Consider the following 19,806-nt stretch of genomic DNA (forward strand, 5'->3'; position numbering starts at 1 on the left):
GGCCGGTCCGGGCTCCGCCGGTCACCAGACCGTTATCGCGCGATCTCCCACTATCTGGGACTGGAGACCCCTATAAGGAGGGGCTTACGAAATCCTGGATCGGCCGTTATCTAGACTGCCTGCGAGGTTGAAGGAGGAGACCCACGTGCGCAAGGTCCTGATCGCCAACCGCGGTGAGATCGCGGTCCGTATAGCCCGTGCCTGCCGGGATGCCGGTCTGGCCAGTGTGGCTGTGTACGCCGAGCCGGATCTGGAGGCGCTGCACGTTCGGGTCGCCGACGAGGCGTTCGCCCTGGGCGGGCAGACGGCGGCCGAGAGCTACCTGAACATCGAGAAGCTGCTGAAGATCGCCGCGGACGCGGGCGCGGACGCCGTCCACCCCGGGTACGGGTTCCTGGCCGAGAACGCCGACTTCGCCGCCGCGGTGGAGAACGCCGGGCTGACCTGGATCGGCCCGCCGCCCGCCGCGATCACCGCGCTGGGCGACAAGGTGCAGGCGCGGCACATCGCGCAGAAGGTCGGCGCGCCGCTCGTGGCGGGCACCAAGGATCCGGTGTCCGGCGCGGACGAGGTCGTCGCGTTCGCCGAGGAGCACGGCCTGCCGATCGCGATCAAGGCCGCGTTCGGCGGCGGCGGGCGCGGCCTGAAGGTCGCCCGGCAACTGGACGAGGTCGCCGAGCTGTACGAGTCCGCCGTCCGCGAGGCCGTGGGCGCGTTCGGGCGCGGCGAGTGCTTCGTCGAGCGGTACCTGGACAAGCCGCGGCACGTGGAGACGCAGTGCCTGGCCGACAAGCACGGCAACGTGGTCGTGGTGTCCACCCGCGACTGCTCGCTGCAGCGCCGGCACCAGAAGCTCGTCGAGGAGGCCCCCGCCCCCTACCTGTCGGACGAGCAGCTCGAACTGCTGTACACCTCGTCCAAGGCCATCCTGAAGGAGGCCGGGTACGTCGGCGCGGGAACGTGCGAGTTCCTCGTCGGCCAGGACGGGACGATCTCGTTCCTGGAGGTCAACACCCGGCTCCAGGTCGAGCACCCGGTCACCGAGGAGGTCGCCGGTGTCGACCTCGTCCGCGAGATGTTCCGGATCGCCGACGGCGAGGAGCTCGGCTACGGCGACCCGGAACTGCGCGGCCACTCGATCGAGTTCCGGCTGAACGCCGAGGACGCGGGCCGCGGGTTCCTGCCGGCCGTCGGCACGCTGACCGCGTGGGAGCCGCCGACCGGTCCGGGCGTCCGGCTGGACAGCGGCTACGGCGCCGGGCAGACCGTCCCGCAGGCGTTCGACTCGCTGATCGCCAAGCTGATCGTGACGGGGGCGACGCGCCGGCAGGCCGTCGAGCGGTCCCGCCGCGCGCTGGCCGAGTTCGTCATCGACGGCATGCCGACGGTCCTGCCGTTCCACCAGGCGGTGCTGGACGACCCGGCGTTCGTCCCGGCGGACGACGAGACGCCGTTCAGCGTCCACACCCGGTGGATCGAGACCGGGTTCGACAACCGGATCCCGCCGTTCGAGCACGCCCCGGCCGGGGACGAGGCGGCGGACGCCGAGCGGGAGCGCGTCACCGTCGAGGTCGGCGGCCGGCGCGTCGAGGTCGTCCTGCCGGCCGGCCTCGGCGCCTCCGCGGCCCCCGCCGGGAAGGCGCAGCCGGCCAGGCGGCGCGGCGGCAAGAAGGGCGGCGGCGCGCAGGCGTCCGGCGACTCGCTGGTCAGCCCGATGCAGGGCACCATCGTCAAGATCGTCGTCGAGGACGGCGCGACCGTGGCGGCGGGCGACACCATCGTGGTCCTGGAGGCCATGAAGATGGAGCAGCCGCTCACCGCGCACAAGGCCGGGGCGATCACCGGCCTGTCCGCCGAGGTCGGGCAGACCGTCTCCGCGGGAGCCGTCATCTGCGAGATCAAGGACAGTTGACCGGGGCCACGCGACCGGCACGGCGCCCTCGGCCGGTGTAGGAACGAGGGCGCCGTGCCAGGCGCGGACCCGTGGGCCCCAGGGCCCTGGGCCCGGGCCCGTGTCCCCTGCGCGGCGCCGGAACCGCCGGGCCGCGCGGGTCCCCCGCTTGGGGCCGCGGACCCTGGGACGTGCTCCCCCGGGCGGACACGATGTGCGCATGCAGCCCTCCGACAAGGGAGCCGGCGCGCTGGAGTACGCGGCCTCCATCGCGCTGGCCTCCGTGGTCTTCGCCGCCCTTTTCGGTCTCATCGGGGACAGGCCCGTCCAGGCGTGCAAGGCCGCGCTCTGCCAGATCTTCGGCGGGGACGACTGCGGGCAGCGATCCGCCGCGCACGCGAGGCCCCCGTACACCGTGCAGAACCTTCGCGCCGACCAGCCCGGGGGGCCGGTCAAACCGCCGATTCCGAAGCCCGTGTGTTCTCCCGATCCGAACGCGCCGTGGGTCGACCGGCTGAACGCGCACAACGACTACGAGAACAAGCATCCCGTGAAGAGCGCTCTCAGCAACGGCGCGACGAGCGTGGAGGCCGACGTCGCGTTCGACGAGAACGGCAAGCTCGTGGTCTCGCACAGAAAGGACGGGTCCAGCGATTCGGGGCCGTTCCGGAAGATGTACGTCCAGCGGCTCATCGACGAGGCGAAGAAGAACGGCGGGGCGGTCTATCCGGGGCGCGGCCAGAAGTTCCAGCTGTTCGTCGAGATCAAGGGCGGCGGGCAGCGCGCCTACGACCAGGTGCTCAAGGAGATCGAGGGCCTGCCGCCGGACGTCGAGGTCGTGCTGCCGGTGAGCGCGACCGACCCCGCCCACGTCATCAACGCACCGCCGAACGTCAGCTTCTACCAGAGCTTCGATGACGGCTGCACGATCCCGCACGAGCTCCTCTACCCCGCGACGCCCGAGGAGCGGCAGTACGCCCAGCGGGTGAGCGTCCTGAACGGCGACTTCAAGAAATGCGTGTCGCGCGACAACTGGGCCCTCTCGAAGGAGGAGGAGGCCAAGTACGCGGAGCTGCTCCAGCGGGCGCACGACGCGGGCTTCAAGGTCCGCATGTGGGGCGGCCCGGACGGCGAGCAGCGCCTGGGCTACATGGGCCACGGCCATTTCCGCCGCTGCACGCCCGGCGAGGACCGCTGCGCTAACGCGAACCGCCAAGCCTGGTGGCGGGCTCAGCTGAGGAACGGCGCCGACTACATCGTCACGAACCATCTCGGGACGGGCGCCGACTGGCTGACGAACTGCGGTCCTCCGCCGAAGACGCCGAAGCCCCCGTGGAGCCCGCCCGGGGCGGGGGAAGAGTCCGGCAGCGCCCCGCCGCCCACCTACCGGCCGCCGACGAACGGCCCGCCGTCGCCGAGCCCCGCCCCGTCGCCGCGCAACCGCTGACCCTGCCCTCCCCCGGCATGAGCAGCGCGCCGCGTTGCCCGCCGTCCCGCCCGCCGCCGGTCGGGGCGGCGGGCAGGGCGGCCGATGGGTGCCGCCCCCCATCCAGGACGACCACGAATCCGTCTCACGAACGAGGCATCAGGCCGTCCACGTGGGCAGACAATAGATATGAGCACCGAGAAGCGGGCCGCCCGCGCGGCACGCCTGGGCACCGTCTCGGCGATCGTCGGCGCCGTCGCCGTGCCGATGTTCGCCTTCAGCGCCCCCGCGCACGCCGCCCCGGCCCAGCCGACCCAGGTCCCGGCCCAAACCCGGCTCGAGCATTCACCGGGCCTTGAGAACCCACCGGCCGTCGCACGGCACATCGCCGCACCGCAGGTGCGTCCCGCCGCCGCGGCGGACACCGTGGGGCAGATCGCCAACGGGCTCGTCGACTCCCGGCTCTACGTGACGAGCGAGGCCGGGAACGTGCTGTCCCCGGCCGACCAGAGCCAGATCAAGCAGTCCTTCGCCGGTGACGCCGACGCCGACATCCGGGCCGTGGTCGTCAGCAACGCCGTCACGGGAACCCAGGTCAAGCAGTTGCTGCCGGCCGTCGCGGACCGCGTCGGGAAGGGCGAGACGTTCGTCGCCGTCACCGCGGACGGCAGCCGCATGGCCGCGATCTCCAAGAAGCTCAGCAGCAGCGAGATCAACCAGATCGTCACCCGCACCAACGGCGTCCCGCTGAAGCAGCGGCTGATCGACTTCGGGAACCGCGCCGAGAAGAAGGTCGACGCCAACGCGCGGTCCAGCGCGGTCGTCGGCTACGTCGTGATCGGTGTGCTCCTGCTGCTCGCGGCGGGGGGCGTGGCCCTGTTCCTCACCGCCCGCAAGCGGCGCCAGGTCCGCGAGGCCCGGGAGATGGAGGACCTCAAGGAAGGCGTGCAGGAGGACGTCACCCTCCTCGGCGAGGACATCGCCCGCCTCGACCTCGACGTCATGGACAGGAACCTCGATCCCGTCATCCGCGCCGACTACGAGCGTGCGATGAACTCCTACGATCAGGCCAAGGCGGCGACGGCACGCGCGGCCAGGCCGCAGGACATGCAGGCCGTGACCACCGCGCTGGAGGACGGCCGCTACTACATGACCGCCACCCGCGCCCGGCTCGGCGGCGAACAGGTGCCCGAGCGGCGCCCGCCCTGCTTCTTCAACCCGCAGCACGGGCCGTCCGTCCAGGACGTCATGTGGGCGCCGCCGGGCGGCAGCGCCCGTTCCGTCCCGGCGTGCGCGGCCGACGCCGAGGCCGTCCTGCACGGGACGGACCCGGACATCCGCATGGTCCCGTACCGGGGCGCCCGGCAGCCGTACTGGAACGCGGGCCCCGCGTACGCGCCGTACGCGGGCGGCTACTACTACGGCTACGGCGGGTTCGACCTGCTCGGCGGCCTGATGGTCGGCACCCTGCTCGGCTCGATGATCGGGCCCGGCCTCGGCTGGGGCGGCATCGGCGACGGCGGCATGGGCGGCGGGTTCGGCGACGGTGGCGGAGACGGCGGCGGCTGGGACTTCGGCGGCGGCGACTTCGGCGGCGGGGGCGGGGGCGGCGACTTCGGCGGCTTCTGACGGACGTCCCGAATGGACAAGATGCTGCACATAGGGTGACGTGGTGGTATGAGCAGGACACCCGCGTCGGCACTGTACTGGCGCATCCTCGGCATCAACGGGCTGATCTTCGCGATCGGCACCGTCCTGCTGGCCGTGGCACCCGTCACCGTCTCCTCGCCGATCCTGCTGCGGGAACTCCTCGTCCTGGCGGTGGGGCTGGTCGTGATGATGGCGGCGAACGCGCTGCTGCTGCGCGCCAGCCTGGCGCCGCTGGAGCGGCTCACCTCGCTGATGGCGCGGCTGGACTCGTTGCGTTCCCGCGACCGGCTCTCCCCCACCGGCAACGGCGACCTGTTCCATCTCGCCGACCAGTTCAACGCGATGCTGGACCGGCTGGAGGCCGACCACAGCATCGGCACCGCCGTGGTGCTGGACGCGCAGGAGGCCGAGCGCCGCCGCATCGCGCAAGAGCTGCACGACGAGATCGGGCAGTCCCTCACCGTGGTGTTGCTGGAGCTCAAGTCGGTGGTGGACCGGGCGCCGGAGGAGGTGGCGCAGGAGCTGCGGGGCGTCCAGGAGGTCGTCCGGTCCAGCCTGGACGAGGTGCGCCGCGTCGCCCGGCGGCTGCGTCCCGGCGTCCTGGACGATCTGGGCCTGACCAGCGCGCTCACCGCACTCGCCGGGGACTTCTCCGGGACGGGCGGGCCGCGCGTGACCCGCCGCCTCCAGACGGGCCTGGAGGGCCTCGGCCCGGACACCGAACTGGTGATCTACCGGATCGCGCAGGAGGGCCTCACCAACGTGTGGCGGCATTCGGGCGCGCGCAACGCGAAACTGTCGCTCGCGCAGGACGAGGACGGGAGCGTCGTCCTGCGCGTCGTCGACGACGGATGCGGACCGCCCACCAAGGACGGTTCCGGCATCCACGGCATGCGGGAGCGCGCGATGCTCATCGGCGCGCGGCTCACGATAGGGCCGGCGGACGGCGGCGGCACCGAGGTGAAGCTGGAGATCCCGCCCGAGGTCACCCGCCCCTCAGCGGGTTAGACGCGTGTTAGCGCCCGTGTCCCTTCTGCGCCGGCGGCGGGCCTGAGCGCTGGTCGGCGAGCCAGGCTTTCCAGCCGCCGTGGGCGGTGATGTCCCGGCCCGATGCGGTCGCGTCGGCGGTGGCGCCGAAGCCGACCACCCACTGTCCGTCGGAGAGTTCGACCCGGCCGAGCGTCATCGGGGCCGGCAGCGCCGCGAGGAACCGGCCGAGCGCGCCGGCGGTGAGCTGCCAGACCTCCCCGGCGATCGGTGCCCCGCCCGCCCCCACGCGGGTCATCCCCGGCTTGGGGGGCGTCGTGTCCAGCGCCGCGAGACGGTACGCCGCGGAGGTCGTGGCCTCCCCCGCCCAGCGGGCGCCCAGGGCCCGCAGTTCGCCTTCCAGCGGCTGCCCGCGCAGATGTGCGCCGACGACGAACAGGTCCACGGTCTGGAGCCCTGCGTCCGCGATCGCCGCGGGCCACGGCACCGGCGGAGCGTCCGCGCCCCTGCCGAGGTCGGCGCCCGGGAACGTCTCGGCGGGGGTCTCCGCCGTCACCATGACCCGCGAGGCGAGGTCGAGGGCGACGGCGTCATGGAAGGCCCGGGCGACGACGGTGACACCGAACTGCGCGATGCCGGCCTCGCCCTCGTCGACGGTCCCGGACGGGACGGCGACGGCGCAGAGATCGAAGAGGTTGCAGAAGTTGGTGTAGGTGCCGACGCGGGAGTTGGCGCCGACCGGGTCGGCGGCGACCTCGTCCATCGACGGGTGGAACGGCGCGGTGGGCACGAGGAGCGCGTCGAATCCGTCGAGGAGGGTCATGCACTCTCGACGCAGGTCAGCCAGGCGGGCCTGGTCGCGGGAGAGCTCGGAGCCCGTGACGGAACCGGCCTTGTGGACGATCCCCGCGACCGTGGGATCGAGACGGGCGGCGCCGTCGCCAAGGTGGGCGTCGACGAAGTCCCCGACCGCGGCGTGCCGTTCGGCGACGAGGCCGCCGTCGTACAGCAGGCGTGCGGCGGCCAGGAAGGAGGCGAAGGGGATCGCCTCGACCACACAGCCGTCGGCCCGGAGACGGTCGGCCGCGGCGGTGAACGCCTCGGCCCAGCCGGGGGCCATGGCGGGCAGCTCGTCCGGCACGGCCACGCGGGCCGCCGCCGGAGCGGCCAGCGGCGCGTCGGCGGGCCAGGCGCGCGTCCCGGGCCCGCCCGCCATCACCGACATCGCCAGGGACGCGGTGCCGAGGTCCCGAGCGAAGATCGTCAGCGCGTCGTAGGAGCGGCACGCCGGGACGACGCCGTCGGTGGAGACGACGCCGAGGGTGGGCTTGACGCCGACGATCCCGTTGAACGCGGCCGGGACGCGCCCGGACCCGGCGGTGTCGGTGCCGATCGCGATGTCTGCCTCACCGGTGGCGACGGCGACGGCCGACCCCGAGGACGACCCGCCGGACACGTGGGTGGCACGGTGAGCGGAGCGCACGCGGCCGTAGGGGCTGCGCTGCCCGACGAGGCCGGTGGCGAACTGGTCGAGGTTGGCGGCCCCGACCAGCGTCGCCCCGGCGGCGCGCAGCCGTGCCACGGCGGGCGCGTCCGCCCGGGCGGGAGCCGAGGAGAATCCGGGGCAGGCGGCCGTCGTCGGGATGCCTTCGACGTCGACGTTGTTCTTGACGGCCAGGCGCAGCCCGGCCAGCGGGCCGGCCGCCGCCTCGACGGAGGCGACGACCTCGGCCTCCGGACGCCGCCAGATCCATGCCTCGGGACGCGGGGACCCGGCGTCCGCGGCGTGCCGCTGCCCGTCGGTCACGGGCTGCCCCGCGAGCACACGCTGCCCGTCGGGCACGGTCTCGGTCGTCATTTCGTCACCTCCGCGCTCGGGGCCAGCACGACGAGCGCCTCGCCTGGAGCCACCTGGTCGCCGGCGCCCGCGAGGACCGTCTCGACGACGCCCGCGCAGGGGGCGGTGACGGGGGCCTCCATCTTCATCGCCTCCAGGGTGACGAGGGTCTGTCCGGCCTCGACGACGTCACCGGGGGCGACGTCGACCTTCCACACGCTGGCGACGAACGGCGCGTCCACGCGGGTGCCGCCCTCGGGGACGTGGACGTCCACCGGCTCGGGCACGGCGGCCTCGGCGGCGGCCGCGCGCTCGAACTCGCCCGCCGCCTCCCAGGCGCCGCGCTCCGCGCCGAACGCGGCGGCCTGCGCCGCGCGGAACGCGGCGATGGGCGCGGCGTTCTCCTCCAGGAACCGCTCGTGCTCGGCCAGCGAGAACGTCCCCTCGACGGCCTCCAGCCCGCGGCGCCCGGCGGCGACGTCGGCACGGATGTCGAGGAGTTCCTCGGCGGAGACGGGATACCAGGAGATCCGGTCGAAGAACCTCAGCATCCAGGGGTCCTGGCCGTCCTCGGTGTGCCTGCGCCAGACCTGGTGGGTGCGGCCGACGAACTGGTAGCCGCCGGGGCCTTCCATGCCGTACACGCACAGGTAGGCGCCGCCGATGCCGACGGAGTTCTCCGCCGTCCAGGTACGGGCCGGGTTGTACTTGGTCGTGACGAGGCGGTGGCGGGGGTCCAGCGGGGTCGCGACGGGCGCTCCCAGATAGACGTCACCGAGGCCGAGCACCAGGTAGGAGGCGTCGAAGACGGTCGCGTAGACGTCGTCGACGGACCGCAGGCCGTTGATCCGGCGGATGAACTCGATGTTCCAGGGGCACCACGGCGCGTCGTCGCGCACACCGGCCATGTACCGCTCGATGGCCTCGCGGGTGGCGGGATCGTCCCAGCTCAGCGGCATGCGGACGGTGCGCGAGGGCACGACGAGCTCGGAGACGGACGGCAGGGACCGCTCGATCTCCACCAGCAGCCCGAGCAGCGCGCGCACCGGCAGGACGGACGGGTCCACGTGCACCTGCAGCGAGCGGATCCCCGGCGTGATGTCCAGGACGCCGCGCTCGCCGCGCTCCTCCAGGGCGGTGTGCAGGGCGTGCACGCGGGCGCGCAGGCGCAGATCGAGGACCATGTCGCCGTACTCCACCAGGACGGAGTCGTCGCCCTGGCGCCGGTAGGTCACCGCGGGTCCCGACGTCTCGCCGCCGCCCAGGCGGCGCAGCACGCCGTCGTCGCCGTCCCCGCCCGCGACCGGCGAGGGGAGGTCGAGGGTGCGGGGCGCGGGCGCCGCCTCCAGCCGCACGGGGACGAACCGCACGGTGTCACCGGGACGGAGCTGGCCGAGCTTCCACCGGTCGGCGGAGACGAGGGTGACCGGGCAGACGAACCCGCCGAGGCTGGGCCCGTCCGGGCCGAGCAGGATGGGGGTGTCGCCGGTGAAGTCCAGGGCGCCCACCGAGTAGGGGGTGTCGTGGATGTTGGAGGGGTGCAGGCCGGCCTCTCCCCCGTCGGGACGCGCCCAGGCGGGCTTGGGCCCCACCAGGCGCACGCCCGTGCGCGCGGAGTTGAAGTGGACCTCGTAGTCGGCGGCGTAGAGCTGGTCGATGTCCTCGCGGGTGAAGAACCCCGGGGCCGCGTGCGGGCCCTCGGTGACGGTCAGCTCCCAGTGCGTGCCGAACCCGGGACGGCGGGACGGGGCGACGGGCCGCGGATCCGTGCCGTCCCCACCCCCGGCGCTGCCGCGAGTCCGCAGCACGTCTCCGGGACGCAGGGCACGACCGCCGTGGCCGCCGAACCCGCCCAGGGTGAAGGTCGCCGCGGAGCCCAGGTAGGCGGGGACGTCCAGGCCGCCCGCGAAGGCGATGTAAGTGCGGAGGCCGGACGAGGGGGCGCCGACGTCCAGGGTGGACCCGGCGGGGACGGGCACCGGCTCCCACATCGGCACCGGCGTCCCGTCGACCGTCACGGGGGCCGGGGCGCCGGTCACGCACACGGCGGTGTCCTGGGTGAAGGTGAGCTCGGGACCGCCCGCGGTGCACTCCAGGCCCGCGGCGTTCTCCCCGTTGCCGAGCGCGAGGTTGGCCAGGCGCAGGGAACGGTCGTCCATGGCGCCTGAGGGCGGCACGCCGACCTGCCAGTAGCCCAGGCGTCCGTCGGCGTCCTGCACGGTGGTCATCAGGCCCGCGCGCCCGACGGTGATGCGCGGTTCCGGGTCTCCCAGGCCGGTCAGGGTGGATGTGGTGTGCTCGGCGGCCTCGAACTCCGGCAGGCGCACGGCGGCACGCAGCATCCCCAGGTTGACCTCGATGCCGTCGATGCGGCTCGCGGTGAGCGCGTCCCCGAGGCGGCCCAGCGCGTCGGCGCGGTCGGCGCCGGTGACGATGACCTTGGCGAGCAGGGGGTCGTAGGCGGTGGTGACCTCGGTACCGGTGGTGACCCATGCGTCGACGCGGACGCCGTCGCCCTCGGGCAGCTCCACGCGGGTGAGAGGGCCCGCGGACGGACGGAAGCCAGCGGCCGGGTCCTCGGCGTAGACACGCGCCTCGACGGCGTGGCCGCGGAGGGGGACGGCGCCCGTCTCCGCGTACGGGGACAGGAAGGCGGCGTCGCCCCCGGCCAGGCGCAGCATCCAGGCGACGAGGTCGGTGCCCGTGACCTGCTCGGTCACCGGGTGCTCGACCTGGAGTCGGGCATTGACCTCCAGGAACGAGGCGTCCTGCCGCTCGGGGTCGTAGACGAACTCGACGGTCCCCGCCGACCGGTAACCGAGGCCGGCGGCCAGGGCCCGGGACGAGTCGTGCAGCCTCCGTCTCACCTCGGCGGGGAGGGCCGGGGCGGGGGCCTCCTCGACCACCTTCTGGTTGCGGCGCTGCAGGGAGCAGTCGCGGTCTCCGAGGGTGACGACGTTGCCCTCGCCGTCGCCGAAGACCTGGACCTCGACGTGGCGGGCGCCGGAGACGTACCGCTCGGCGAACACGCCGCCGGAGCCGAAGGATCGCTCGGCCAGGGACGTGACGCGGGCGTAGGCCTCGCGCAGTTCGCCGGCGTCCCGGCACACGCTCATGCCGATGCCGCCGCCGCCGTTCGTGGCCTTGAGCATCACCGGATACCCGATGCGCTCGACCTCGGCCACCGCGTGCTCGGCGTCCACGAGCAGGCCGGTGCTGGGGAAGACGGGCACGCCCGCGGCCACCGCGGCGGCGCGCGCGGTGTGCTTGTCACCGAACGTGCGCAACTGCTCGGGGGTGGGCCCGACGAACGCCATCCCGGCCCCTTCGACCGCCTCGGCGAAGTCGGCGTCCTCGGACAGGAAGCCGTATCCGGGGTGGACGGCGTCGGCGCCGGTCTCCTTGGCCGCGCGCAGAACGGCCTCGGCGTTCAGATAGGACTGCCCCGGGGGCGTGGGGCCGATCAGGACGGCCTCGTCCGCGGCCAGGACGTGGGCCGCGCCGCGGTCGCCCTCGGAGAAGACGGCGACGGTGCGCAGGCCGAGGGCCTTGGCGGAGCGGATGACACGGCAGGCGATCTCGCCGCGGTTGGCGACCAGGACGGCGGAGACACCGAGTCCTCCGGGAGGGAGGTCAGCCACGGTGCACCACCATCTCCGCGCGGGACGGGTCGAAGCCGTTGCACGGGTTGTTGATCTGCGGGCAGTTCGACACCACCACGAGGGTGTCCTTCTCGGCGCGCAGCGACAGGGACAGGCCGGGCGCGGAGATGCCGTCGACGATGCCGAGAGCACCGTCCGGGTCGACCGGGACGTTCATGAACCAGTTGATGTTGGAGACCTGGTCGCGCTTGCCCATGCCGTGCCTGGACAGCTCGTTGACGAAGTTGTCCGCGCAGGCGTGCTGCGCGTAGGTGTGGTGGCCGTAGCGCAGCGTGTTGGACTCCCGCGAGCAGGCGCCGCCGAGGGTGTCATGGCGGCCAACGGCGTCGGCGACGACGTGCAGGAGGGCCTCGCCCTCGTTGTCGCGCAGGATGGAGCCGGTGGTCAGGAAGACGGAGTCCTGCTCTTGAAGAGTGGCCTGCACGCTGTACGCGCGCGAGTGGTCGTGGGCGTCATAGGCGAGGAAGTCGACGGCCTGGTTGCCGTCCAGGTCCACGATGGTGAGGACCTCCCCGGCCTTCAGGACGCGGGACCATGGGCCCCGAGGCCCCACGGTCTCGCGGTGAGCGATCTCACCGAAGCGCTCGACGGCCGTGGCGATGGAGGCCTCGGCGGCGGCCGGGTCGCCCGGGGTCTTGGTGCCGAGGTAGGTGGCCGGCCTGTCGAGGACGGGAGCGGTGAGCGTCGTGGTGTCGGTGGCCGGAGCGGTACCGGACACGGCCTGGGCGACGGCGGGCGCGGCGGTGGTCATCGAAGGCTCCGTCCTGCACGGTGGTCTGCGGTGTTCTCGAAGGCGCGGCGTCCCTCGGGGGTCGCGGCCCACTCGGGGTCTTCGGGGGTGGTGACGCGGTCGCGCCAGGCCAGGATCTCCAGCTCGCCGCACGTGTACCGCTCGCGCGGGTCCAGAGGGTGGGCGGCGTTGGCCACGAGCATGACGACGGGCAGCTCGGTGCGGAGGGTGACGTACGCGCCCGAACCTGCGGCACCCTGCCAGACAGGACGGCCACCGTCGTCGATGCGCACGCCCTGGAAGAAGGAGACCGTCGGAGGGACGTCCCGGCGGCCCAGGCCGTTCTTGAGGGCGCCGTTGACCAGGAGTTCACGGCCGGCGGGGCTGGGGCCGTGCACGGAGCCGTCCCCGTAGCGGCGCTCGTTGCGGGCCTTGGTGGAGGCGCCGTAGATCGTGTCGTGGTGGCCCGAGGTGTCCTCGACGATCGTCGCGAGCACCCGGGCCTGGTCGCTGAGCAGCAGGTAACCCTCGTGCGGGTACACCTGCCACTGGATCTTCGCGGTGTCCGCGGTGTTCAGCCGCTCCCACGGCATGTCCGCGTGGTACAGCACGACCTGCGCGCAGGCGTCGCCGGTGACGTCCGTGAGGCGCACGCGCATGCCGGGGGCCAGCACGCGGTGGGCGTAGCCGCCCCCGGGCAGGCGGTCGCTCCACACGACGTCCTGCGGCGCGACACCTTCCGGAGTGCTGGTCTGGGACGAGGCCGGGACGGTGGGCGCGGCGTGGACCACGGTCCCCTCCTGGGCGCGGGCATGGTCCCTGGCCCCTGCGGTCGTGGCGGTTGCTGCGGGCACGGCTACCTCCTGCAACTTTTTCTGTCGAACAACAGAAATTGAATCGACCGTCGTCGCGCGCCGGATCTCGGTCACGTGAACGACGTGTAAATTGGCGCGGCTGCTACGTTCCACGCATGGCAGGACGCGGACGCCCCCGAACCAAAGGCCCTTCCATCTCGGGCAGTACGGAACAGGACATCCTGAACGCCGGGGCGGATCTCTTCTGCACGGTGGGGTTCGGCTCGGTGAGCACCTACAAGCTGGCCCAGGCCGCGGGCATTTCCCAGGCCACGCTGTACCACTACTTCTCCGCCAAGCACGAGGTCCTGCTCGCCCTGTTGCTGGAAACGGTCCGCCCCTCGATCGTCATGGCAGAGCGGCTCGTCGGCGAGAAGGATCTGTCGGCCCGTGACAGGCTGCGCCGCCTGTGCGCCTACGACGCCGACCTCCTGGCCACCACCCCCCGCAACCTCGGCGCCCTCTACCTGCTGCCCGAGGTCGCCGACGATCGCCTGTCCCCCTTCCGCACCGAGCGGGACCGCCTCCTCGGCGCCTACCGCTCGCTGGTCGAGCAGTGCCTGCCGGACGCGCCCGAGCCCGAGCACGGGGCCGTCGCCGACCTCGTGTTCGGGCTCGTGGAGAGCGTGATCCTGCGCCGTCAGCGCGCCGGCGGCGCCCCGCTGCCGCGCGACACCGGCGACCGCATCGCCGAGGCGTCGCTGAGGATCATCGGGCCCGGGTGAGGGCCTCCCGCGCGGCAGCCCCCGCCGCGTCTCACGTCCCGCCGACGGCGACGCCCTCCGGGGATCGCGGATCCGGCGCGACCGCCGCCTCCTCCGTCGCCGCACGGTGGTCCAGGAACCGCAGATCGCGCTCCTCCTCGTCACGCGACCGGCTGCAGAGGGAGACGACGACGAACACACCGACGCCGATCACCCCGGCCAGCAGGGTCGCCCACCCGTCGAACCCTTCCTTCACCAGGCCGTTCTCGATGTAGAAGAGATCGTTCGGCACCCCGTACAGGGTCGGGGTCAGCACCAGGAAGACCAGCCGGACGACCACCCCCACACCTATGCTCACGAGCGCGCCCGCCGTCGTCGCCCGCCGCCAGAAGAGCCCGAGCACGAACGGGGCGACGAGACAGGCCAGCATGAGGTCGAACGCGAGCGTCAGCAGGATGCCGGTCTGCGAGACCCGCACGGCCAGGATCGTGGCGCACACCGCGACGGGCAGCATCGCGATCCGCACCCATCGCAGCAGAGGGTCCTTGTGACCCGGCTCGACGGCGCGCTTGAGCCCGGCGACGTTGCGCACCGTCACCGCGGACGTGGCCAGCACCGCGCCCGACCCGGTGGAGAAGGACGCGGCCACGACGCCGGACAGCACCAGCACGGCGAGCAGGACGGGCGCGCCTCCGTCGAGCAGCTCGTAGACGACGGGCCCGTTGGCGGCCGTCAGGCCGAGCTTCGCGGCACCGGTCAGGGCGATCAGCGACCAGACCACGCCCACGGCCGCCGTGGCGCCGGCGCCGACGAAGCAGGCACGGCGCGCCGCCTCGGGGCTGCGGGCGCCGAAGATCCGCTGCATGAAGTCGATGGCGACCAGGTCGCCGATGCCCAGGGAGACCAGCGTCGCCCAGTTGATGGCGGCGCCCTGGGCGGGATCGGTCAGCTGCCCCATGTCGAAGGGCCCGGCTCCGTCCGGGACGCTGATCCCGTGTTCGGAGGCCACCCACACGAACAGCGCGACGGTGGCGCCGACCGTGATGACGGCCTGGATGACGGCGGTGTACACGTCCGAGAACAGCCCGCCGCCGACGGTGTAGGCGAGGATCAGCGCGACGGCGACGATGACGCCCAGCTCGTACGGGACGCCGGCGAAATGCTCCATCAGGAACCCGAGGGCGACCAGGTTCCCGGCCAGCAGCACGGTGAACGACACGACCATGAGAACGCCCGCGATGACCTCGACGCGGCGCGTGTACCGGCGCGCGAAGAAGTCCGCGAGGGTCATCAGCCCCATGCGGTTCATCGGTCTGGCGAGGAAGATCCCGGCCAGCAGCAGGCAGATCGCCAGCCCGAGGGCCAGCGAGGCGCCCGCCCAGAACCCCAGGTCGGCCGACAGGTCGGTGTTGCCGATGGTCGCGTTGGAGTCGACCGCGGCGGTGGTCAGCGCGACCGCCACCAGCGGCGCCCCGAGCTGCCGCCCGGCGACCAGATAGTTCGTGGAGTCGCCGTCGACCATGCGGGCCACCGCGATGCCGACCACGAGCACGAGCAGGACCGTCAGCCCCACCCCGGCGATGATCATGGTTCCTCCTGGACGCGCAAATTTCTGTCGAGTGACAGATAAGGCGTCCAGTAAGACGTCCGAGTGTTACGGCCAGAGAGGCTCAATGAAACAGGCGCGTAAAGGGATGCTCTCCGCGCGCGACGGGCAGGCGACAGCCCCGCCTAGGGTTCGACGAGCCCGATCCTGATGGCGTACTTCGTCAACTCCAGCCGGTCCCGCATGCCGAGCTTGCCGAGGATGTTGGCGCGGTGCCGGTCGACGGTCTTCACGCTGATCGTGAGCGTCTCCGCGATCCGCTTCGACGAGTACCCCTCCGCGATCAGCTTGATGACCTCCTCCTCGCGCGGGGTGAGGATGCTGTCGGGGGCGTCGCCGTCCCGGTCCCGGGCGAGGTACTCGCGGATCAGCGCGGTCACGGCCCCCGGGTACAGGAACGGCTCGCCGCGCATCGCGGAGCGGACGGCGCTCAGCAGGTCCCGGTCGGCGACGGACTTCAGCACGTAGCCGGACGCGCCCGCCTTCAGCGCCTCGAACAGGTACTGCTCGTTGTCGTACATCGACAGGATCAGCGTCCGCACGGCGGGGAAGCGCCGGGAGATCTCGCGCGCGGCCTGGAGCCCCGTCATGCGCGGCATCGCGATGTCGAGGATCGCGAGGTCGACGCCGCCGGCGGCGAGCGCGTCGAGCGCCTCCGCCCCGTCGGACGCCTCCGCGACCACGGTCATGTCGGGCTCGGCGTCCAGGATCAGGCGCAGCCCGCGGCGCACCAGCGCGTGATCGTCGGCCAGCAGTATCCGGGTGGCGGACTCGCGCGTGTGCACCCGATCACCTCCGGTCTCGTGCCCATCCTAGGGTCGGGCACGGAAGCGGGTTCTCCTCCACTCGCAGATACATGCCCCATGGCGCCGATATGGGGGTCGGCCCCGATATAGGGGCGGGCCGCCGCCGCAAAGACTGGACAGCGTACGCGGAAAGGGGCGGACGCATGGCACAGCGAACGAGCGGCGGGCACCGCACTCCGCCCAAAGCGCCGCGGAGGCCGTCCTGCGACGGGACCGCCCCCGGCGTGAGGAGGAGGAACCTATCAGCCCGAGGAACCAGGCTCTCCGGAAGCCGAAAGGACAGCATGAAAGCGCGGGACATCGCCATCAAGGTGCCGACCGTGACGCGGGACGACTCGATCGCGCACGCGATACAGGTCATGGCCCTTGGCCGCCTCCCCGGACTGATCGTGGTGGACGACGTGCAGCGCCCCCGCCTCGTCCTGCCGGGCACGCAGGTGCTGCGGCTCGCGGTGCCCGTCGCCTACCAGGAGGACCCGGCGCTGACGCGGACCGTGGACGAGGCGCATGCGGACGTCTTCTGGCACGAGATCCGCGACATGAAAGTGGGCGACTGCCTAGGCACGCACACTCCCCGCCCGGTCATCGTGAAATCGTCCGCGACCCTGCTGGAACTCGCCACGCTCATGGCCCGCCAGCGCAGCCCCCTGGTCGCCGTGGTGGACGACGCCGGGCTGCTCACCGGCGCGGTCATCCTCGACCGGCTGCTGTCGGCACTGGCGCTGACCAGGCCCGACGACTGACCCACTCATGGTCGCCTGACGCGCGACCGAGTGACGCACCGCCGCGCGGCGGCATCCGTCCGGGGGTTCGGCGATGACGGCGGTGGCGGCGCTCGCCATCTTCGTCGTCGCGTTCTTCTTCATCGCCACGGAGAAGGTCGACAAGGTCAAGGTCGTCCTGATCGCGGCCGGGGCCATGACGGTGCTGGGGCTCGCCCCCGGCGCCGACGTCTTCTTCTCCGAGCACGACGGGATCGACTGGAACGTCATCTTCCTGCTGCTCGGCATGATGATCATCGTCGGGATCATCAAGGGCACCGGGCTGTTCGACTACCTGGCGATCTGGGCGGCCAAACGCTCCAGGGGCAGGCCGTACCGGCTGCTCGTGATGCTCATGGCCATCACCGCGGTCGCCTCGCCGTTCCTGGACAACGTCACCACGATCATGCTGGTCGCGCCGGTGACGGTGGTGGTCTGCAACCGGCTGCGCATCCCGGCGCACCCGTACCTGATCGCCGAGGTGCTGGCGTCCAACATCGGCGGCGCCTCGACGCTCATCGGGGACCCGCCGAACATCATCATCGCCAGCCGGGCGGGGCTGACGTTCAACGACTTCCTCGTCAACATGGCGCCGATCGTGGTGGTCATCTTCATCGCGTTCGTGCTGCTGGCGCGGGTGATGTTCCGCAAGTCGTTCAGGTACGACGAGCGGTACGTCGCCGAGGTGATGTCGCTGGACGAGCGCAAGGCGATCACCGATCCGGCGCTCCTGGTGCGGTGCCTGGTCGTGCTGGGGCTCGTCATCGTCGGGTTCATGCTGCACTCGGTGGTGCACATGGAGCCGTCGATCGTCGCGCTCGTCGGCGCCGGCGTGATGCTGCTGGTGTCCCGGGTCGACGTGTCCGACGTCCTCGAAGAGGTCGAGTGGCCCGTGCTGGTCTTCTTCGTGGGCCTGTTCGTGATGGTCGCCGGCCTCGGGCACACGGGCGTCATCGAGACGATCGGCACGTGGGCGGCGGACGCGGTCGGCGACAACTACTTCGCCGCCGCGACCAGCCTGCTGTTCGGGTCCGCCGTGCTCGGCGCGTTCTTCGACAACATCCCCTACGCGGCGACGATGGCGCCGATCGTGGAGGGGATGGCGGCGGGCGCGCCCGACCCGACGACCGCCGAGGCGCTGTGGTGGTCGTTCGCGCTGGGCGCCGACTTCGGCGGCAACGGCACGGCCGTCGCGGCGAGCGCCAACGTCGTCGCGATCGGCATCGCCGCGAGGACCGGCAACCCGATCAGTTTCTGGCAGTTCACCCGCTACGGGATCGTCGTCACGGTGCTGAGCACCCTGATCGCGTGGGTGTACGTGGCCTTGCGCTACTTCTAGCGCGGTGCCCACCACGGTTCACCGGGTGCGTTGACTTGCGGCATGTTGTTGTTATGGGCGCGTCGGAAACAACAACACGCCGCAAGTCAACGCGTCAGTAGGCGTGCTCGGACATCAGGCGGCGGGACGCCTCGGTGATGCTGCCCGAAAGCGACGGGTACACGGCGAACGTCTGGGCGACCTGGTCGACGGTCAGGTGCTGCTGGACGGCCAGTGACACGCCCAGGATCAGCTCGCTCGCCCGCGGCGCCACGATGACGCCGCCGAGCACGATCCCCGTGGACGGACGGCAGAACAGCTTCACGAAACCGTCCTCGAAGCCCTGCATCTTGGCGCGCGCGTTGGTGAACAGCGGCAGCATGACCGCCTGGGCGTTGACGTCCCCGGAATCGACCATGTGCTGCGTCACCCCGACCGACGCGACCTCGGGGTCGGTGAAGATGTTGGACGCGACCCAGCCGAGCTTGAGCGGCTGCACCGCCTCCCCCAGCGCGTGCCACATCGCGATACGTCCCTGCATGCCCGCGACGGACGCCAGCATCAGCACGCCCGTGCAGTCGCCGGACGCGTAGATGTGCGGGACGGACGTCCGCGACACCTTGTCGACCTCCACGAAACCGCGCCCGTCGCACCGCACACCGACCTCCTCCAGGCCGATCCCCGTGGTGTTCGGCACCATCCCGACGGTCATCAGGCAGTGCGTGCCCTCGACCTTCGTCCCGTCCTCCAGGGTGACGATCACGCCGTCGCCCGAGCGCTCCACGCCCGCCGCGCGGGACCGCGACATGACGTTCATCCCGCGCCGCAGGAACACCTCCTGCAGGACGGCGGCGGCGTCGGCGTCCTCCGTCGGGAGGATCCGGTCGCGCGAGGACACCAGCGTGACCTTGGAGCCGAGCGACAGGTAGGCCCCGGCCAGCTCGGCGCCCGTCACACCGGACCCGACGACGATCAGGTCTCGCGGCAGTTCGGGCAGGTCGTACAGCTGGCGCCAGTTCAGGATGCGCTCGCCGTCGGGCTCCGCGCCCGGCAGCACGCGCGGCGTCGCGCCCGTCGCGATGAGCACGACGTCGGCCGGGATGCGCCGGTCGCCGACCGCGACGACGTGCGGCTCCACCAGCCGCGCCTCCCCGCGGACGATCTTGACGTCCTCGTAGGAGAGCCGTTCGGCGACGTCGAACGACTGGGCCCGCGCGAGATCCTTCACGCGCTTGTTGACCTCGGCCATGTCGGCCTCCAGCGCGCCGACGATCCCGTCCGGGCCGCCGTTGAAGCGCAGCCCGAGGCCCGCCGACTCCGACATGACCGCCATCCGGGTCGAGGTGGCGATGAGCGTCTTGGAGGGCACGCAGTCGGTGAGCACGCAGGCGCCGCCGGGACCGTCCCGTTCGATGACGGTCACGTCCGCGCCGAGCTGCGCCGCGACGAGAGCGGCCTCGTAACCGCCCGGGCCTCCTCCGATGATCACGATGCGGGTCACATCTTCCATTGTTTCCTACTCCAGGCAGTGAAAAGTCCCGTTCCGCACCCTGTGACGTGCGTGGCGAATCACC

At 72.2% G+C, this 19,806-nt stretch carries 14 protein-coding genes; 7 read left to right on the forward strand and 7 right to left on the reverse strand.

The window, feature by feature from the left end; all coding sequences use genetic code 11:
- Nucleotides 1-145 precede the first annotated feature (145 nt).
- The 4 genes from SM418_RS33025 (at nucleotide 146) to SM418_RS33040 (ending at nucleotide 5,975) form a co-directional block, all read left to right on the forward strand.
- Complete coding sequence (locus SM418_RS33025; protein ID WP_371945409.1) at nucleotides 146-1,912, forward strand: acetyl/propionyl/methylcrotonyl-CoA carboxylase subunit alpha; 1,767 nt, start codon at nucleotides 146-148, stop codon at nucleotides 1,910-1,912.
- Nucleotides 1,913-2,111: 199 nt separating this feature from the next.
- Nucleotides 2,112-3,338, forward strand: coding sequence for a PI-PLC domain-containing protein (locus SM418_RS33030; RefSeq protein ID WP_371945408.1), 1,227 nt, complete (start codon nucleotides 2,112-2,114; stop codon nucleotides 3,336-3,338).
- A 168-nt stretch (nucleotides 3,339-3,506) separates the two neighbouring features.
- Nucleotides 3,507-4,946 (forward strand): hypothetical protein, encoded by a 1,440-nt coding sequence (locus SM418_RS33035; protein WP_371945407.1) that lies wholly within the window; start codon nucleotides 3,507-3,509, stop codon nucleotides 4,944-4,946.
- Nucleotides 4,947-4,994: 48 nt separating this feature from the next.
- Entirely contained in the window at nucleotides 4,995-5,975 is a 981-nt protein-coding gene (locus SM418_RS33040) for a HAMP domain-containing sensor histidine kinase (RefSeq protein WP_371945406.1), read from the forward strand.
- A 7-nt stretch (nucleotides 5,976-5,982) separates the two neighbouring features.
- On the opposite strand, the gene atzF is transcribed toward SM418_RS33040, so the two are convergent.
- From atzF to SM418_RS33060, 4 genes are read right to left on the reverse strand one after another with little or no spacing between them, the layout of a single operon-like run.
- The gene (gene atzF, locus SM418_RS33045) at nucleotides 5,983-7,812 is read right to left on the reverse strand and encodes an allophanate hydrolase (protein ID WP_371945405.1); all 1,830 of its coding nucleotides are present in this window, start codon (nucleotides 7,810-7,812) and stop codon (nucleotides 5,983-5,985) included.
- Nucleotides 7,809-11,432, reverse strand: coding sequence for an urea carboxylase (gene uca / locus SM418_RS33050; protein ID WP_371945404.1), 3,624 nt, complete (start codon nucleotides 11,430-11,432; stop codon nucleotides 7,809-7,811). Before uca ends, atzF begins: the two co-directional genes overlap by 4 nt.
- Nucleotides 11,425-12,204 (reverse strand): urea amidolyase associated protein UAAP2, encoded by a 780-nt coding sequence (locus SM418_RS33055; protein ID WP_371945403.1) that lies wholly within the window; start codon nucleotides 12,202-12,204, stop codon nucleotides 11,425-11,427. Before SM418_RS33055 ends, uca begins: the two co-directional genes overlap by 8 nt.
- Complete coding sequence (locus SM418_RS33060) at nucleotides 12,201-13,037, reverse strand: urea amidolyase associated protein UAAP1 (protein ID WP_371945402.1); 837 nt, start codon at nucleotides 13,035-13,037, stop codon at nucleotides 12,201-12,203. Before SM418_RS33060 ends, SM418_RS33055 begins: the two co-directional genes overlap by 4 nt.
- A 116-nt stretch (nucleotides 13,038-13,153) precedes the next feature.
- Here SM418_RS33060 and SM418_RS33065 point away from each other — a divergent pair, with 116 nt between their 5' ends.
- Nucleotides 13,154-13,762 (forward strand): TetR/AcrR family transcriptional regulator, encoded by a 609-nt coding sequence (locus tag SM418_RS33065; RefSeq protein WP_371945401.1) that lies wholly within the window; start codon nucleotides 13,154-13,156, stop codon nucleotides 13,760-13,762.
- Nucleotides 13,763-13,793: 31 nt separating this feature from the next.
- On the opposite strand, the gene SM418_RS33070 is transcribed toward SM418_RS33065, so the two are convergent.
- Nucleotides 13,794-15,329, reverse strand: coding sequence for a high affinity choline transporter 1 (locus SM418_RS33070; RefSeq protein WP_371945400.1), 1,536 nt, complete (start codon nucleotides 15,327-15,329; stop codon nucleotides 13,794-13,796).
- 143 nt (nucleotides 15,330-15,472) lie between these two features.
- The gene (locus SM418_RS33075) at nucleotides 15,473-16,132 is read right to left on the reverse strand and encodes a response regulator (RefSeq protein WP_371945399.1); all 660 of its coding nucleotides are present in this window, start codon (nucleotides 16,130-16,132) and stop codon (nucleotides 15,473-15,475) included.
- A 305-nt stretch (nucleotides 16,133-16,437) separates the two neighbouring features.
- Between SM418_RS33075 and SM418_RS33080 the strand changes: the two genes are divergently transcribed.
- Nucleotides 16,438-16,896, forward strand: coding sequence for a CBS domain-containing protein (locus SM418_RS33080; protein ID WP_371945398.1), 459 nt, complete (start codon nucleotides 16,438-16,440; stop codon nucleotides 16,894-16,896).
- Nucleotides 16,897-16,969: 73 nt separating this feature from the next.
- A complete protein-coding gene (locus tag SM418_RS33085) occupies nucleotides 16,970-18,253 on the forward strand; it encodes an ArsB/NhaD family transporter (protein ID WP_371945397.1) in 1,284 nt (427 codons plus the stop codon).
- Nucleotides 18,254-18,347: 94 nt separating this feature from the next.
- Here SM418_RS33085 and SM418_RS33090 read toward each other — a convergent pair whose 3' ends face one another.
- A complete protein-coding gene (locus SM418_RS33090; RefSeq protein WP_371945396.1) occupies nucleotides 18,348-19,733 on the reverse strand; it encodes an NAD(P)H-quinone dehydrogenase in 1,386 nt (461 codons plus the stop codon).
- Nucleotides 19,734-19,806: the final 73 nt, after the last annotated feature.

The organism is Actinomadura chokoriensis (assembly GCF_041463665.1).
Taxonomy (GTDB): domain Bacteria; phylum Actinomycetota; class Actinomycetes; order Streptosporangiales; family Streptosporangiaceae; genus Spirillospora; species Spirillospora chokoriensis_A.